At 68.2% G+C, this 16906-nt stretch carries 11 protein-coding genes and 3 rRNA genes; 5 read left to right on the forward strand and 9 right to left on the reverse strand.

The window, feature by feature from the left end:
- Nucleotides 1–17: 17 nt before the first annotated feature.
- Both J2S46_RS08995 and J2S46_RS09000 read right to left on the reverse strand, forming a co-directional pair.
- The gene (locus J2S46_RS08995) at nucleotides 18–803 is read right to left on the reverse strand and encodes an electron transfer flavoprotein subunit beta/FixA family protein (RefSeq protein WP_191294890.1); all 786 of its coding nucleotides are present in this window, start codon (nucleotides 801–803) and stop codon (nucleotides 18–20) included.
- 427 nt (nucleotides 804–1230) lie between these two features.
- Nucleotides 1231–1644, reverse strand: coding sequence for a TlpA family protein disulfide reductase (locus J2S46_RS09000; RefSeq protein WP_191294850.1), 414 nt, complete (start codon nucleotides 1642–1644; stop codon nucleotides 1231–1233).
- A gap of 242 nt (nucleotides 1645–1886) precedes the next feature.
- On the opposite strand from J2S46_RS09000, the gene J2S46_RS09005 reads away from it, so the two are divergent.
- The 3 genes from J2S46_RS09005 to J2S46_RS09015 all read left to right on the forward strand — a co-directional run bounded on the left by J2S46_RS09005 (nucleotide 1887) and on the right by J2S46_RS09015 (nucleotide 4804).
- Nucleotides 1887–2315: a DUF4395 domain-containing protein gene (locus J2S46_RS09005; RefSeq protein WP_191294851.1), complete on the forward strand. Its 429-nt coding sequence runs from the start codon at nucleotides 1887–1889 to the stop codon at nucleotides 2313–2315.
- A 204-nt stretch (nucleotides 2316–2519) separates the two neighbouring features.
- On the forward strand, nucleotides 2520–3311 hold the full coding sequence (locus J2S46_RS09010; protein ID WP_191294852.1) for a lysophospholipid acyltransferase family protein: 792 nt from the start codon (nucleotides 2520–2522) through the stop codon (nucleotides 3309–3311).
- A gap of 365 nt (nucleotides 3312–3676) precedes the next feature.
- Nucleotides 3677–4804 (forward strand): TolB family protein, encoded by a 1128-nt coding sequence (locus J2S46_RS09015; RefSeq protein ID WP_191294853.1) that lies wholly within the window; start codon nucleotides 3677–3679, stop codon nucleotides 4802–4804.
- Between the two features lie 217 nt (nucleotides 4805–5021).
- On the opposite strand, the gene rrf is transcribed toward J2S46_RS09015, so the two are convergent.
- The 6 genes from rrf to J2S46_RS09045 all read right to left on the reverse strand — a co-directional run bounded on the left by rrf (nucleotide 5022) and on the right by J2S46_RS09045 (nucleotide 13882).
- Nucleotides 5022–5138: ribosomal RNA gene (rrf, locus tag J2S46_RS09020) — 5S ribosomal RNA — on the reverse strand.
- A gap of 91 nt (nucleotides 5139–5229) precedes the next feature.
- A 23S ribosomal RNA gene (locus tag J2S46_RS09025) occupies nucleotides 5230–8351 on the reverse strand.
- Between the two features lie 287 nt (nucleotides 8352–8638).
- Nucleotides 8639–10162, reverse strand: a 16S ribosomal RNA gene (locus tag J2S46_RS09030).
- Together the 16S, 23S and 5S rRNA genes form the textbook arrangement of a ribosomal RNA operon.
- A gap of 506 nt (nucleotides 10163–10668) precedes the next feature.
- A complete protein-coding gene (locus J2S46_RS09035; protein ID WP_191292337.1) occupies nucleotides 10669–11745 on the reverse strand; it encodes a threonine aldolase family protein in 1077 nt (358 codons plus the stop codon).
- Nucleotides 11742–12485, reverse strand: a complete 744-nt coding sequence (locus J2S46_RS09040) for an SDR family NAD(P)-dependent oxidoreductase (RefSeq protein WP_191292301.1) — start codon at nucleotides 12483–12485, stop codon at nucleotides 11742–11744. Before J2S46_RS09040 ends, J2S46_RS09035 begins: the two co-directional genes overlap by 4 nt.
- The gene (locus tag J2S46_RS09045) at nucleotides 12482–13882 is read right to left on the reverse strand and encodes a DUF6421 family protein (protein ID WP_191292300.1); all 1401 of its coding nucleotides are present in this window, start codon (nucleotides 13880–13882) and stop codon (nucleotides 12482–12484) included. The genes J2S46_RS09040 and J2S46_RS09045 overlap by 4 nt, the downstream gene beginning before the upstream one ends.
- Before the next feature lie 684 nt (nucleotides 13883–14566).
- Here J2S46_RS09045 and J2S46_RS09050 point away from each other — a divergent pair.
- Together J2S46_RS09050 and J2S46_RS09055 are read left to right on the forward strand one after the other, a co-directional pair.
- Nucleotides 14567–15253 carry a DUF5134 domain-containing protein gene (locus tag J2S46_RS09050; protein WP_191292298.1) on the forward strand — a complete coding sequence of 229 codons (687 nt, stop codon included), beginning with the start codon at nucleotides 14567–14569 and terminating at the stop codon, nucleotides 15251–15253.
- A gap of 199 nt (nucleotides 15254–15452) precedes the next feature.
- Complete coding sequence (locus J2S46_RS09055; protein WP_191292296.1) at nucleotides 15453–16412, forward strand: M56 family metallopeptidase; 960 nt, start codon at nucleotides 15453–15455, stop codon at nucleotides 16410–16412.
- 74 nt (nucleotides 16413–16486) lie between these two features.
- Here the strand turns inward: J2S46_RS09055 and J2S46_RS09060 are convergent, their stop codons facing one another.
- Nucleotides 16487–16903, reverse strand: a complete 417-nt coding sequence (locus tag J2S46_RS09060) for a MarR family transcriptional regulator (protein ID WP_191292294.1) — start codon at nucleotides 16901–16903, stop codon at nucleotides 16487–16489.
- Nucleotides 16904–16906 lie beyond the last annotated feature (3 nt).

Raw genomic sequence — 16906 nt, forward strand, 5'->3', positions numbered from 1 at the left:
ATGCGCGGGACCGCGGGTCAGATGAACTTCTGCTCGGCGAGGTAGGCGGCGAGCGCCTTGCCGCCCTCGCCCTCGTCCTTGACGACGGTGCCGGCGGTGCGCGCGGGGCGGGCCGTGACGGCCTCCACCGCGGTCCAGGCGCCGGCCAGGCCGACCTCCTCGGCGTCGATGCCCAGGTCGTCCAGGTCGAAGGACTGCACCGGCTTCTTCTTCGCGGCCATGATGCCCTTGAAGGAGGGGTAGCGGGCCTCGCCGGACTGGTCGGTCACCGAGACGACGGCGGGCAGCTGCGCCTCGACCTGCTCGGTGGCGGCGTCCCCGTCGCGCCGGCCCCTGACCGTGGTGCCCTCGACGGCGACCTCGGACAGCAGGGTCAGCTGCGGCACGCCCAGGCGCTCGGCGAGCAGCGCGGGCAGCACGCCCATGGTGCCGTCGGTGGAGGCCATGCCGCCGACCACCAGGTCGAAACCGGTCCGCTCCAGCGCCTTCGCGATGATCGCCGAGGTGCCGATCACGTCGGTGCCGTGGATGTCGTCGTCGTTCACGTGGACGGCCTTGTCGGCGCCCATCGACAGGGCCTTGCGCAGCGCGTCCTTCGCGTCGTCCGGGCCCACCGTCAGCACCGTCACCTCGGCGTCGCCGTGCGCCTCCGCGATCCGCAGCGCCTGCTCCACGCCGTACTCGTCCAACTCCGACAGGAGGCCGTCGACGCCCTCCCGGTCGGTGGTGCGGTCGTCCGCGAAGCGCCGGTCACCGGTCGCGTCGGGCACGTACTTCACACAGACAACGATCCTCAAGCTCACGGCCTGTCTCCTGTACTGGTCTCGTCCGGCGGCTGCGGCTGGTGCAAGCGGGCGCGATTACGCCACGTGCCCGCTCCGGGCAGCGAATTCCCGTGCCCGTCCGGAACTTCCTGGCAGCATACTCGCCAGTAGCTTAGCCGTCACTACTGGCCAGTAGCTTAGCGCTGCCGGGCCTCCGGGCGAGCGCCCCCCGGCCCGCTGCGACCTCGGGTGATCCCCGCGCGGGGCGGGCCTGGGGACGGCTGCACCGCCGTCTGCGCCCATCCTGCCCCAGCCGGGGCGGAACACCACCTGACTGGGCGGCACATCGGCTGTGAGATTCACCGGCCGCGACGGGAGCAGCTGCGGTCTTGACACACCCTAGCTTGATCAACTAAAGGCTCGCCGTGGTCCTGCCCGGGCCGCCCGGCTACGGCAGCAGGCGGCCTCAGACCGCTTCGCCCAGGGCCGCGATCACGTCCGCACGACGCGGCTGACCCGCCGCCCGCCGGACCACCCGGCCGGTGGCGTCCAGCACCAGGACGGTCGGGGTACGCAGGATCTCCAGCCGCCGGACCAGGTCCAGCTTCTCCTCGGCGTCGATCTCCACGTGCGTCACGCCCGCCACCATGCCGGCGACCTCGTCGAGGACCCGGCGGGTGGCCCGGCAGGGCTGGCAGAAGGCGGTGGAGAACTGCACCAGGGTCGCGCGCTCACCGAGCTCCGTCCCGAGCTCCGAGGCGGAAAGCCGTACCGCGTCGTCCTTGGTCCGCAACCGCAGCCTCCCGTCGCGCCTGGCGCGCAGCAGTCCGAACGCACTCGCCAGCGCGAGCACGGCAACGCACACCCACAAGCCGGTCATCGCTCCAGTGTGCGCCACCCGGCGCGGGCCCCCGCCGGCGGGCCGTCCCCACCCGGGGGCGGCCGGTCCCGGGGGTCGACCCGCCGGCAGCGCCCCGCGTACCATCGGCACGTGGACTCCTACCGCCCCGCGCCGCCGCGCCTGACCACCCGCCGGGTGGTCGACCTGTGCCGCGCCACGGCCTCGCGCTGTCGCTGACCCGCCTCCGTCAGCCCGCCCGAGCCCCGCCCCGGAGCCCCCTCATGCAGATCGACCCGCGCGGCCCCCGTTTCGCCGCCGTCCTCACCTCCCTCGTCCTGGCCGCCGTCCTCATCACCGGCAGCGGCGCGCTGCTCGCGGTCCAGGCCGTGATCTTCGCCGTCGGCGCCTTCGCCGGCCTGCAGTACTCCCCGTACGGCCGGCTCTACCGCACTCTGGTCCGCCCGCGCCTCGGGCCGCCCCGCGAGACGGAGGACGCCCGCCCGCCGCGCTTCGCCCAGGCCGTCGGCCTCGGCTTCGCCGTCGTCGGGACGACCGGCTACCTGACCGGCCTGACCTGGCTGGGCCTGCTCGCCACCGCGGCCGCTTTGGCCGCTGCCTTCCTCAACGCGGCCTTCGGCTACTGCCTCGGCTGCGAGATGTACCTGCTCCTGCGCCGGGCCCAGGTGCGGCCGCACACCCAGCCCGGCTGAGCACCACCGGCAGCGGCCGGTCCCGGGCCCGGCGGGTCCGGGACCGGCCCGGCGGCGTCCGCACGTGACAGACGGCAGTCGTTCGGGGGATCATCGTCCTGTATCACCCGTGGCCGTCGCGGCGTGCCGCGCCTTCCGGTCGGCCCTCGTACGTCGCGGGTACCGCCGGACCGGGCCCCAGGCCCGTGGAAGTTAGGGCTGACCGTGGCAGAGTTCGTGTACCCGCCGGTGATCGGAGCCGCGCTCACCGTCTTCCGCGCGCTCGACGTGCGCATCAAGATCGTGGGCGCCGAGAACATCCCCGCCACCGGCGGGGCGGTGCTGGTGAGCAATCACATCAGCTACCTGGACTTCCTCTTCGCCGGCCTCGGCGCCGTCCGGGGCGGCAAGCGCAAGACCCGGTTCATGGCGAAGGACGACGTCTTCAAGCACGCCGTCTCGGGCCCGCTGATGCGCGGCATGAAGCACATCCCGGTCGACCGCACCGACGGCCAGCCCGCCTACGACGCCGCCGTCCGCGCCCTGCGGGCCGGCGAGGTGGTCGGCGTCTTCCCCGAGGCCACCATCAGCCGGTCCTTCATGCTGAAGAAGTTCAAGACCGGCGCCGCCCGGATGGCCGCCGACTCCGGCACGCCGCTGCTGCCGGTCATCCTCTGGGGCACCCAGCAGCTCTGGACGAAGGGCCGCCCCAAGACCCTCACGAAGCGGCACGTCCCGGTCACCATCATGATCGGCAAGCCGATCGAGCTGGCCCCGGGCGACAAGCCGGTGATGGTCACCCGCCGCCTGCGTGCCGCGATGACCGAGATGCTCGACCAGGTCCAGCGCGAATACCCCGCCAAGCCCGCCGGCCCGGACGACACCTGGTGGCTGCCCGCCCAGCTCGGCGGCACCGCCCCCACCCTGGAGGCCGCCGAGGCCGAGGACGAGGCGGAGGCCGCGGCCAAGGCCGAGCGCCACGCCGCGAAGGAAGCGGCCAAGGAGCAGGGCAAGTAGGCCCACGGCAGCAGCGGCCCGGACGGCAGGTCCCTCCGCACCGGGAGGGACCGGCCGCCCCCGGCCACGACGCTGGCGGCCGGGGATCCGCCGACCGGCCCGCGGCCGCTCCAAAGGCTGTTTCGATGACCGTTTCGATGACCGTTTCGATGACCGTTTCGATGACCGTTTCGATGACCGTTTCGATGACCGTTTCGATGACCGTTTCGATGACCGCCCGTTTTTCCCGCTGCGGCGGCTGCTGAAACCTCCGGTAGCCATTCGATCGCGGACAGTCGCGTGTCGGTCCGTCACCGTGCCGGCACCGTCTGCAACAGTGACAGGCGCCCGCTCACGGGCTCTCGTCCTGGATCGGAGACGGACACATGCGCGGCAGAGGAGTTTCGTACGGGGCGGCAGCCTGTTCCCTGCTCCTGGGATCACTGCTCACCGGCTGCGGAGCCGACAGCAACCTGATGCCCTCGGCGGCGGAGAACGGCCCACCCGCCGATTCGGCCTCCGCCGCCCCCGTCGTCGACGCGGCGGCCCCGGCGGCCCAGGCGGTCACCGCCCGCAACGGCCTCATCGCCACCCGGGTGTTCCTCGACCCCGGCCGCACCACCGGCGCCATCTTCACCGTCGCCCCCGACGGCAGCGGGAAGCAGCAGCTCACCCAGCCGTCGGCGGACTCGGTCGACGACCACCCCGACTGGTCGCCCGACGGCCGGACCATCGCCTTCGACCGCCGCACGGCCGCCGGCAAGGCCCGGCTCTGGACCGTCGGCGCCACCGGCGGCGAGCCCCGGCAGGTCCCGCAGATCTGCCAGGACGATGCCCCCGACTGCCTCAACGAGGACGAGAGCACCCCGGCGTTCTCCCCGGACGGCAAGCTGATCGCGTTCAGCCGGGCCTGGGGCGCCCTCGACGACCAGCAGAACCAGATCCAGTACTCCGATCTGTTCGTGATGAACGCCGACGGCAGCAACGCCCAGCGCCTCACCATGCTCACCAACGACAAGCCGTACTCCGGCCGGGTCGACAACGCCACCTGGTCCCCGGACGGCACCCAGCTCGCCTTCGCCTACCGCACCGGCGCCACCGGGCAGCCGGCGGACAGCACCGCGATCTTCGTCATCAACGCGGACGGCACCGGGATGCGCCAGCTCACCCCCTGGGCCCTGCGGGCGGGCGACCGCCCCAGCTGGTCACCCGACGGGACCCACATCCTCTTCACCACCTACCCCGCAGGCCCCGACTACGCGCCCGGCGGCGGCATCTACACCGTCCACCCGGACGGCAGCGCGGTCACCGCGCTCACACCGGCGCCTTCCGACACCTTCTACGGCGTCGCCGCCTACTCCCCCGACGGCCAGCAGGTCACCTTCGCCCAGGCGCCCTCCGGCGCCAATGCCGAGGTCTACACGATGAAGGCCGACGGCTCCGCCGTCACCCAGGTCACCAACACTCCCGAGGAGTGGGAGAGCCGGCCCGTCTGGGGACGGGCCGCGCAGTAGCCGGCCCCTTCCGCCAGCACCACAATCCGGCGGCGCAATGCGGGCCCGACCTCCCCGGTCGGGCCCGCACCTGCATGCCGCTACCGGCGCGCCCGACACATCCGACGCGAGGTGATGGGACAAGCCGGCAGAAGTCGCACCGGGCCTTCGCCGAAAAGGGCCCGGGAAACGCAGAAAAGCCCTGCCGGTTACCCGGCAGGGCTTCTCCACAATGATTGTTCGGCGGCGTCCTACTCTCCCACAGGGTCCCCCCTGCAGTACCATCGGCGCTGTAAGGCTTAGCTTCCGGGTTCGGAATGTAACCGGGCGTTTCCCTCACGCTATGACCACCGAAACACTATGAAACTGTCACCGCACCGCACCATCCCGTGGCCCGGGACATGCGGGGTCGTTGTTTCAGAACAACACAGTGGACGCGAGCAACTGAGGACAAGCCCTCGGCCTATTAGTACCGGTCAGCTCCACCCCTTACAGGGCTTCCACATCCGGCCTATCAACCCAGTCGTCTACTGGGAGCCTTACCCTCTCAAGGAGGTGGGAATACTCATCTCGAAGCAGGCTTCCCGCTTAGATGCTTTCAGCGGTTATCCCTCCCGAACGTAGCCAACCAGCCATGCCCTTGGCAGGACAACTGGCACACCAGAGGTTCGTCCGTCCCGGTCCTCTCGTACTAGGGACAGCCCTTCTCAATATTCCTACGCGCACAGCGGATAGGGACCGAACTGTCTCACGACGTTCTAAACCCAGCTCGCGTACCGCTTTAATGGGCGAACAGCCCAACCCTTGGGACCTACTCCAGCCCCAGGATGCGACGAGCCGACATCGAGGTGCCAAACCATCCCGTCGATATGGACTCTTGGGGAAGATCAGCCTGTTATCCCCGGGGTACCTTTTATCCGTTGAGCGACGGCGCTTCCACAAGCCACCGCCGGATCACTAGTCCCTGCTTTCGCACCTGCTCGACCCGTCGGTCTCACAGTCAAGCTCCCTTGTGCACTTACACTCAACACCTGATTGCCAACCAGGCTGAGGGAACCTTTGGGCGCCTCCGTTACTCTTTAGGAGGCAACCGCCCCAGTTAAACTACCCACCAGACACTGTCCCTGATCCGGATCACGGACCCAGGTTAGACATCCAGCACGACCAGAGTGGTATTTCAACGTCGACTCCACAACCACTGGCGTGGCTGCTTCAAAGTCTCCCACCTATCCTACACAAGCCGAACCGAACACCAATATCAAGCTATAGTAAAGGTCCCGGGGTCTTTCCGTCCTGCTGCGCGAAACGAGCATCTTTACTCGTAATGCAATTTCACCGGGCCTATGGTTGAGACAGTCGAGAAGTCGTTACGCCATTCGTGCAGGTCGGAACTTACCCGACAAGGAATTTCGCTACCTTAGGATGGTTATAGTTACCACCGCCGTTTACTGGCGCTTAAGTTCTCAGCTTCGCCGAGACGAATCTCGACTAACCGGTCCCCTTAACGTTCCAGCACCGGGCAGGCGTCAGTCCGTATACATCGCCTTACGGCTTCGCACGGACCTGTGTTTTTAGTAAACAGTCGCTTCTCGCTGGTCTCTGCGGCCGGCCCCAGCTCACGGAGTAAATCCGATCACCAGTTCCGGCCCCCCTTCTCCCGAAGTTACGGGGGCATTTTGCCGAGTTCCTTAACCATAGTTCACCCGAACGCCTCGGTATTCTCTACCTGACCACCTGAGTCGGTTTGGGGTACGGGCCGCCATGAAACTCGCTAGAGGCTTTTCTCGACAGCATAGGATCATCCACTTCACCACAATCGGCTCGGCATCAGGTCTCAGCCTTAATGAGTGACGGATTTGCCTATCACTCGGCCTACACCCTTACCCCGGGACAACCACCGCCCGGGCTGGACTACCTTCCTGCGTCACCCCATCGCTCACCTACTACCCTGTCGGGTCAGCGGCTCCACCACGTCCCATTGTCCGAAGACTCCGGGCCGGCTTCGCGGCTTTAGCATTCAGAGGTTCGACGTTGGCGCTTCAAAGCGGGTACGGGAATATCAACCCGTTGTCCATCGACTACGCCTGTCGGCCTCGCCTTAGGTCCCGACTTACCCTGGGCAGATCAGCTTGACCCAGGAACCCTTGGTCAATCGGCGCAAGAGTTTCTCACTCTTGTATCGCTACTCATGCCTGCATTCTCACTCGTGTCCCGTCCACAACTGGATTCCTCCGCTGCTTCACCCGGAACACGACGCTCCCCTACCCATCACAGCAGGCGTTGGCCCTGTTGCTGCAATGACACGACTTCGGTGGTGTGCTTGAGCCCCGCTACATTGTCGGCGCGGAATCACTTGACCAGTGAGCTATTACGCACTCTTTCAAGGGTGGCTGCTTCTAAGCCAACCTCCTGGTTGTCTCTGCGACTCCACATCCTTTCCCACTTAGCACACGCTTAGGGACCTTAGTCGGTGTTCTGGGCTGTTTCCCTCTCGACCATGGAGCTTATCCCCCACAGTCTCACTGCCACGCTCTCACTTACCGGCATTCGGAGTTTGGCTAAGGTCAGTAACCTGGTGAGGCCCATCGCCTATCCAGTGCTCTACCTCCGGCAAGAAACACGTGACGCTGCACCTAAATGCATTTCGGGGAGAACCAGCTATCACGGAGTTTGATTGGCCTTTCACCCCTAACCACAGGTCATCCCCCAGGTTTTCAACCCTGGTGGGTTCGGTCCTCCACGAAGTCTTACCTCCGCTTCAACCTGCCCATGGCTAGATCACTCCGCTTCGGGTCTTGGGCATGCAACTGAAACGCCCTATTCGGACTCGCTTTCGCTACGGCTACCCCACACGGGTTAACCTCGCTACACACCGCAAACTCGCAGGCTCATTCTTCAAAAGGCACGCAGTCACGAGACACACAGCAAGCTGCATGTCCGACGCTCCCACGGCTTGTAGGCACACGGTTTCAGGTACTATTTCACTCCGCTCCCGCGGTACTTTTCACCATTCCCTCACGGTACTATCCGCTATCGGTCACCAGGGAATATTTAGGCTTAGCGGGTGGTCCCGCCAGATTCACACGGAATTTCTCGGGCTCCGTGCTACTTGGGAGAAGCTCAAGTGAGCCGCTGATGTTTCGTCTACGGGGGTCTTACCCTCTACGCCGGACCTTTCGCATGTCCTTCGACTACACCAACGGTTTCTGACTCACCCAGCCGCCGGCAGACGACTGAAGAACTTTCCCACGACCCCTCATACGCAACCCCTGCCGGGTATCACACGTATCAGGTTTAGCCTCATCCGGTTTCGCTCGCCACTACTCCCGGAATCACGGTTGTTTTCTCTTCCTGCGGGTACTGAGATGTTTCACTTCCCCGCGTTCCCTCCACATACCCTATGTGTTCAGGTATGGGTGACAGCCCATGACGACTGCCGGGTTTCCCCATTCGGAAACCCCCGGATCAAAGCCTGGTTGACGGCTCCCCGGGGACTATCGTGGCCTCCCACGTCCTTCATCGGTTCCTGGTGCCAAGGCATCCACCGTGCGCCCTTAAAAACTTGGCCACAGATGCTCGCGTCCACTGTGCAGTTCTCAAACAACGACCAGTCACCCACCATCAAACCCCCGAAACGAGGATCATCAAGTAGGACCGGCACTGAAGCAACGACCATACGGCCGTTCCCTCAGGACCCAACAACGTGCCCGACACGACCCAACCCCATCAGATGCTTTCCACGCGCCGAAGCGCAGTACTCGCGGTCGATGAGACCGAACCGTGCCGAATAGTCAACGTTCCACCCATGAGCAACCGTGCGAGACATTTGCTCGCATTCGGCCATGTGCTCCTTAGAAAGGAGGTGATCCAGCCGCACCTTCCGGTACGGCTACCTTGTTACGACTTCGTCCCAATCGCTGGTCCCACCTTCGACGGCTCCTCCCCTTACGGGTTAGGCCACCGGCTTCGGGTGTTACCGACTTTCGTGACGTGACGGGCGGTGTGTACAAGGCCCGGGAACGTATTCACCGCAGCATGCTGATCTGCGATTACTAGCAACTCCAACTTCATGGGGTCGAGTTGCAGACCCCAATCCGAACTGAGGCCGGCTTTTTGGGATTCGCTCCGCCTCGCGGCATCGCAGCCCTTTGTACCGACCATTGTAGCACGTGTGCAGCCCAAGACATAAGGGGCATGATGATTTGACGTCGTCCCCACCTTCCTCCGAGTTGACCCCGGCAGTCTCCTGTGAGTCCCCATCACCCCGAAAGGCATGCTGGCAACACAGAACAAGGGTTGCGCTCGTTGCGGGACTTAACCCAACATCTCACGACACGAGCTGACGACAACCATGCACCACCTGTATACCGACCACAAGGGGGCGACCATCTCTGGCCGTTTCCGGTATATGTCAAGCCTTGGTAAGGTTCTTCGCGTTGCGTCGAATTAAGCCACATGCTCCGCTGCTTGTGCGGGCCCCCGTCAATTCCTTTGAGTTTTAGCCTTGCGGCCGTACTCCCCAGGCGGGGAACTTAATGCGTTAGCTGCGGCACCGACGACGTGGAATGTCGCCAACACCTAGTTCCCAACGTTTACGGCGTGGACTACCAGGGTATCTAATCCTGTTCGCTCCCCACGCTTTCGCTCCTCAGCGTCAGTAATGGCCCAGAGATCCGCCTTCGCCACCGGTGTTCCTCCTGATATCTGCGCATTTCACCGCTACACCAGGAATTCCGATCTCCCCTACCACACTCTAGCCTGCCCGTATCGAATGCAGACCCGGGGTTAAGCCCCGGGCTTTCACATCCGACGCGACAGGCCGCCTACGAGCTCTTTACGCCCAATAATTCCGGACAACGCTCGCACCCTACGTATTACCGCGGCTGCTGGCACGTAGTTAGCCGGTGCTTCTTCTGCAGGTACCGTCACTTGCGCTTCTTCCCTGCTGAAAGAGGTTTACAACCCGAAGGCCGTCATCCCTCACGCGGCGTCGCTGCATCAGGCTTTCGCCCATTGTGCAATATTCCCCACTGCTGCCTCCCGTAGGAGTCTGGGCCGTGTCTCAGTCCCAGTGTGGCCGGTCGCCCTCTCAGGCCGGCTACCCGTCGTCGCCTTGGTAGGCCATTACCCCACCAACAAGCTGATAGGCCGCGGGCTCATCCTGCACCGCCGGAGCTTTACACCAACCCCCATGCGGAGGAAGGTCATATCCGGTATTAGACCCCGTTTCCAGGGCTTGTCCCAGAGTGCAGGGCAGATTGCCCACGTGTTACTCACCCGTTCGCCACTGATCCACCCCGAAGGGCTTCACCGTTCGACTTGCATGTGTTAAGCACGCCGCCAGCGTTCGTCCTGAGCCAGGATCAAACTCTCCGTGAATGTCTGCTCGTAATCGAGCGGCCACTCGCGTTGAGCGGCACGGCAACCACCGGAATAGGGCGGCCCCGCGCACTGCGTCCTCGCTAGTGTTTTGTTACTAAAGGAATCTCCAACCCCGATCAGAGATCGAGGCCGGGGATGTCAACATATCTGGCGTTGACTTTTGGCACGCTGTTGAGTTCTCAAGGAACGGACACTTCCTTCAAGCCACTCTCGTGAACTCTCCGGGCGCTTCGTTCTTTCGTGTTTCCAGCTTATCAGACGCTTTCCGCTCCGTTTTCCGGGGCTTCGTTCATCCGATGTGCTTCGGCCTTTCGGCGCTCCCGAACTCTACCAGAGTTTCTCGGGCTGCTTTTCCCCGGTGAATCCGAACCTGAATCCGAATCCCTGCGGGTGGAGCGTGCTGCCACCGGGGCAACCCGGAGAACTGTACGGAGGCCCGGCGGCACAAGCAAATCGTCCCGTCCCGGGGCTCCGGGACGGGACGATCCGAGGTGCGGGGGCGGTCAGGAGCGGGCCATCTCCTCGGCGATCGCCGCCGCAAAGGCGTCGATGTCCGCCTCGGTGGTGTCAAAAGCGGCCATCCAGCGCACCTCGCCGGTGTGCTCGTCCCAGAAGTAGAAGCGGTACTGCTTCTGCAGCCGCTCGCTCACCTCCCGGGGCAGCAGTGCGAAGACGGCGTTGGCCTCGACCGGCCGGACCACCGTCACGCCGTCGATCCCGCGGACGGCGGCCTCCAGGCGGCGGGCCATCGCGTTGGCGTGGCTCGCGTTGCGCAGCCAGAGGTCGCCGGCCAGCAGCGCCTCGAACTGCACGGAGACGAAGCGCATCTTCGAGGCGAGCTGCATCGACATCTTGCGCAGGAACTTGATGTCGCGGACCCGCTCGGGGTTGAGGACCACCACGGCCTCGCCCATCAGCAGACCGTTCTTGGTGCCGCCGAAGGACAGCACGTCCACGCCGGCGTCCGTGGTGAAGGCGCGCAGCGGGAGGCCGAGCGAGGCCGCCGCGTTGGCCAGGCGGGAGCCGTCCACGTGTACGAGCATGCCGTGCTGGTGGGCGTGGTCGCAGATCGCCTTGATCTCGTCCGCGGTGTAGAGCGTGCCCAGCTCGGTGCTCTGGGTGATGGAGACGGCGAGCGGCTGGGCGCGGTGCTCGTCGCCCCATCCCCAGGCCTGCTGGTCGATCAGCTCGGGGGTGAGCTTGCCGTCCGGGGTGGGGACGGTGAGCAGCTTGATGCCGGCGATCTTCTCGGGGGCACCGCACTCGTCGACGTTGATGTGCGCGCTCTGCGCGGCGATCACGGCTCCCCAGCGGGGCAGCAGGGCCTGCAGGGCGACGACGTTGGCGCCGGTCCCGTTGAAGACCGGGAAGGCCTCGGCCTTGTCCCCGAAGTGCTTGCGGAAGACGCCCTGGAGATGGGCGGTGTAGTCGTCCTCGCCGTACGCGACCTGGTGTCCGCCGTTGGCCACCGCCATCGCGGCCAGGATCTCCGGGTGGACGCCGGCGTAGTTGTCGCTGGCGAAGCCGCGGACGGCCGGGTCGTGGTGCCGGACCGCGTCGGTGGCGGGGGCGGGGGTCATCGGGCTGTCAGCCACAGGTGCTGTCCGTTCAGGTCTGCTGCCGGGCGGTCCCAGAGGCCCGCCAGGGTGTCGGCGAGGTCGGCGGTGTCGGTGAAGCCGGCGAACTTGGCGTCCGGCTTCTCGGCCCGCATCTCGGGCGAGACCAGGGCCTTGATCACCAGGATCGCAGCCGCCGCGGTCGGCACGCCGTCCCCGGAGGTCGTCTCCTTCTTGAAGGAGTCAGCCATCGCCAGGGTCCAGGCCTCGCTCGCCGCCTTGGCGGCGGCGTAGGCGGCTCCGCCCGCGGTGGGCTTGTGGGCGGAGGACGCCGAGACGATCGCGTACCGGCCGGACTCGCTGCGGAGCAGCGCGGGCTGGAAGGCCAGCGAGGTGTGCTGGAGGGTGCGCACCACGGTGTCGTGCAGGAAGTCCCAGTCGTCGATGCGGGTCTCGAAGAAGGTCTTGCTGCCGCGCCAGCCGCCGACCAGGTGGAAGACGCCGTCGACGTGGCCGTGCTCGGCCTCCAGGTGGTCGGCCCAGTCGTGGACCTCCTGCGGGTCGAGCAGGTCGATGACCTGGCCGCTGATCTTCGCGCCGGGCACTGCGGTGCGGACGGCGTCGAGCGCCGTCTCCAGGCGCCGGGGGTCGATGTCGGCGCCGATCACGGTCGCGCCGTCGGCGGCGAGCCGGCGGAGCACCGCCTGTCCGGCGGGGCCGCTGGCCCCGGCGACGGCGATCACCTTTCCGCTGAGGGCGCTCATGCGGCGGCCCCCTGGATGCCCGCGCCGGTGATGCCGGTGGTGGCGGCGATGACGCCGCTGAGCTTCTTGGAGAGGGCCTCGAAGAACATGCTCAGCGGGAACTCGTCGGGCAGCACGGCGTCGCACAGGGCCTTGTTGAGCGCCTTGCCCTCGGTGATGTCGAGCGGCAGCGCGTCGGGGCCCTTCGCCCAGGTGGAGGCGGGGTGCGGGGTGAGGTAGCGGGAGACCAGCTGGTACGCGGCGATCCAGTGGGCCGTCTTGGGCCGGTCGATGCCGTCGCGGTAGAGGGTCTCGATCTCGCCGCAGAGGGCGTTGGTAACGTCGGCGACGCGCTCCCAGTCGATGCTGAGGCGGTTGTCGCGCCAGCGCAGCGCGTCGTGCTTGTGCAGGTAGGCGAAGAGCAGCTGGCCGCCGAGACCGTCGTAGTTGCGCACCCGGTCACCGCTGACGGGGAAGCGGAACATCCGGTCGAAGAGGATCGCGTACTGGACGTCGCGGCCCTGCTCGTAGCCCTCGGCCTCCAGCCGGACGGCCTCCTTGAAGGCGGTCAGGTCGCAGCGGAGCTCCTCCAGCCCGTACATCCAGAACGGGCTGCGCTGCTTGATCATGAAGGGGTCGAACGGCAGGTCGCCGTGGCTGTGGGTGCGGTCGTGCACGAGGTCCCACAGGACGAAGGTCTGCTGGGCGCGCTGCTGGTCCTGCAGCAGGCTCGCCGCGTCGGCGGGGATCTCCAGGCCGAGCAGGTCGACGGCTCGCTCGGTGACGGCGCGGAAGCGGGCCGCCTCGCGGTCGCAGAAGATGCCGCCCCAGGTGAAACGTTCCGGCGCCTTGCGGACGGCCACGGTCTCGGGGAAGAGGACGGCGGAGTTGGTGTCGTACCCGGCCGTGAAGTCGGTGAAGGTGATCGGTACGAACATCGGGTTGTCGAAGCGGGTGCGCTCCAGCTCGGCGAGCCAGTCGGGCCACACGACGCGCAGCAGGACGGCTTCCAGGTTGCGGTCCGGGTTGCCGTTCTGGGTGTACATCGGGAAGACCACCAGGTGCTCCAGGCCGTCCTCACGCTGCGCGGCGGGCTGGAAGGCCATCAGGGAGTCGAGGAAGTCGGGCTCGCGGTAGCCGGTCTCCGCCCACTTGCGCAGATCCGTGCCGACGGCGGCGAGGTACGCGGCGTCGTGCGGGAAGAGCGGGGCGAGCTCCTCGACGGCGGCCAGCACGACATCGAGCAGCGGGTCGACGGTGTGCCGCTGGACGGCGGACAGGTCGATCGAGCCGTCCTTGGACTGCAGGGGGCGCAGCGCCTCGACGGCGTCCTTCAGTCTCAGCCAGGCCGGGTGGCCGGCGTTGGTCTGCTCGGGAGCATCGGCCGCCACAGCGAGCCTTGGCGAAAGATTCTGCATCTCTGACTCACTTCAACAGGAGTTATTTCGACGGATACACCATAGATACAGGAGGTTCTCCTGTTCAAGGGGGGTCCGGGGGTGATCTGTGCCGCCGGGGGCCGTCGCGCGCCGCCGGCCGGCCTGCGGATCGCGCCCCGCAGGCCCGGGACGGCGGCCGGCCGGCGGCCGCCCGGGGTCGATGTCCACCTCCCGCCACGCTCCCGGCGGTGCTGCTCCCGGCAGGAGGCCGGGGGGAGCCGTTCCGTGCCGCCTGCCGCGGTGCTCGCGGCGGTGCTCGCCGTCGGCGCGGAAGCCGGCCAGGGGGCGCCGGACGGCGGCGCCCCGCGGCGCCGGTCGATGCGGTACCGGTCGATGCGGTGCCGTACGCCGACCTTGCCGCCTGCGGTCCTCCGGCGCCACCGGGGAGGGTCCCGGCCGGGGAGGGTCCCGGCCGGGGAGGGTCCCGGCCGGCGACGGGAGCGGCGGGCCGCCGGGAGCAGTCGGCGCGGGGTGCCGGGGGACGTCCGTGGCGGGCGGGCCGGCAGCGTCCTCCTGGTGCCAAACCTGTCGGCTGGGGCTGAGAGCGGCCCGCGATCGCCGGAGGTCACCTCCGTGCGCCCCCGTGCGCGCCCTGCTGCGTGCGCCCCCGAGCGGTGATCGTGGAACGGATGCCCGCACGCACCGGTCGAGAGGGGCGCGCCGATGCACGGACCAGCCGTCCTCACCTGGCTGCTGGCAGCACTCACCGCGACCTCGGGGACGTACTGCCTGACCCGGCTGCGCGGGCCGTCCTGCGAGCGGCCCGGGCCGGGCGCGCGACGCGGGGTGCTCAGTCACGAGTCCGCCGCCGCCGAGGCGCTGATGGGGCTGGGGACGGCCGCGATGGCCGTCACCGGCGGCATCGTGCCGCCCGCGGTGTGGGCCTGGGTGTTCGGGCTGCCCGGCGCGTGGTTCCTGCTGGCCGCCCTGGCCCCCCGACCGGGGACCGCACGCTCACCCGTCCGCCACCCGCCGGTGCTGCCGTCCACCACCCTGCCGTCCGCCGCCCTGGGCCCGGCCTTTCCGCAGGCCGCCGGCCCGCACTCCCCCGCCCCGCACTCGCCGGCCCGGCGAGGCCACCGGCTGCACCACGCGATCGGCGCCCTGGCCATGACGTACATGGCCCTGGCGATGGCCGGGGCGCCCGCGCACGCCCACCATCAGGCCGGCGCCGGGCTGCCGCTGCTCACCGGCGGCCTGCTGCTGTACTTCGGCGGGTACACGCTCTGGGCCGGCAGCCGGCTGCTGGCCACCCCGGGCGGGGTCCTGCACACCGGCAGCGCCGGGCTGCCCCAGGCCTGCCGGCTCACCATGGGGATCGGCATGTTCGCGATGCTGCTGACGCTCTGACCGGCGGCCCCGGGCGAGGGCCCGGGGCCCGGGGCCGCCGGTGCCGGCCGGGTGCTGACCGCCCGGCCCGCCGGTCACCGGGGCACGCCGGGTGTCGTTGGTCACGGGTGGCCGAAAGTCGTTCCACGGGCGCCGGGGAGCGCATAGGTTGGCGGGGAGCGCACTGTCGCGCTCCGTGCGTACTGGGGGAGCCCCTGCCATGACGGCCCTGCTCGGCCTCTTGCTGCTCGGACTGCTGCTGTCGACCGTCGCGCCGCGCCTGCTGGCCCGGGCCCGGTGGGTCGAACGGGAGCCCGTGCTGGGGTTGTTGGCGTGGCAGTGCCTGGTGGTCGCGGTGCTGCTGTGCTGCCTGCTCGCCCTCCTGCTGGCCACCTCGGCCGCCCTGCCGGAGCTCCGGGTGCTGCTGTTCTCGGGCGCGCCGCACGGCGTGGAGGCCGCGTACGGGCTGCAGGGCGCCGAGGGGTGGGGGCGGCTCTGCGCGGCACTGCTGGCCGCGGGCGGACTGCAGACTCTCTTCGCGCTCACCAGGGAAGTCCGCTCGGCGCGCGCCCTGCGCGATCACCGTCATGCGGAACTGGCCCACCGGGCACCCGAGTTGCCGGCATCGATGAGCAGCAGGGGCGGCCGGCGCAAGGGCCGTGAGCGGCTGGTGGTGCTGGAGAGCATGAGTCCGGAGGCCTGGTCGCTGCCCGGGCACGGCGCCCGGCTGGTGGTCACCACCGGCGCCATCCGCCAGCTCACCGACCGGGAGCTGGCCGCCGTACTGAGCCATGAGCGCGGACACGTCCGGGCGCGGCACCACTGGCTGTCGCAGTGCGCGCAGGCGCTGGCCACCGGGTTCCCGGGGGTCGGGGTGTTCAGCGCCTTCCGCGACCAGGTGGGCGAACTGGTGGAGCTGGCCGCGGACGACCGGGCGGCACGCCGGCACGGCCGGACCACGACCGCCCTGGCCCTGGCCGAACTCAACCTGGGGCGCGGGGTGTTCGGATCCTGCCCGCCCGGGCTGCTCGCACAGTCCCCGAAGCGGGTGGACCGGCTGCTGTCGGACCACCCGAGACTGCCGGTCTCGCACCGGCTGCGGCTGACGGTGGCGGCACTGGCCGCGCCGGTGGCGGCCGTCCTGCTGGCGGCGGCGCCGGGCCTGTTCGCCCTGCTCTGAGCCGGGCGGCGGGGCTCCGCGCGGCGGCGGCCCGCCGGCCTCGGGGGGTGACGGCCGGTCGGTCGGGGGCAGGCTCAGCCGGAGCCGGCGGGGGCGCCGCCGAGGACCCGGGCCAGCACCTCGCGGTGCAGCGGCCGGGCCCGCTCGTAGCGCTCGCGGCCGTCCTCGGTCAGCGTCACGAAGATGCCCCGGCGGTCGTTCTCGCACATGGCCCGGGTGACCAGGCCGGCCTTCTCCAGCCGGCCGATCAGCCGGGACAGGGCGCTCTGGCTCAGGTGGACGGTGCAGGCCAGCTCCTGGACCCGCAGCATGGCCTGCTGGGCCCCCTCGCTCTCGACGAGCCGTTCCAGCACCTCGAACTCGCTCATCCCGAGGTCGTGCCGCTCCCCCAGCTCGCGGTCCAGGGCGCAGGCCGTCGCGGCGTGGCGGGCCAGCAGGTCGCGCCAGCCGGCCACCAGGGCCGCATCGGCGGCAGGGTCGAGTTCGGACACGGG

The organism is Kitasatospora herbaricolor, assembly GCF_030813695.1.
GTDB classification, from domain to species: domain Bacteria; phylum Actinomycetota; class Actinomycetes; order Streptomycetales; family Streptomycetaceae; genus Kitasatospora; species Kitasatospora herbaricolor.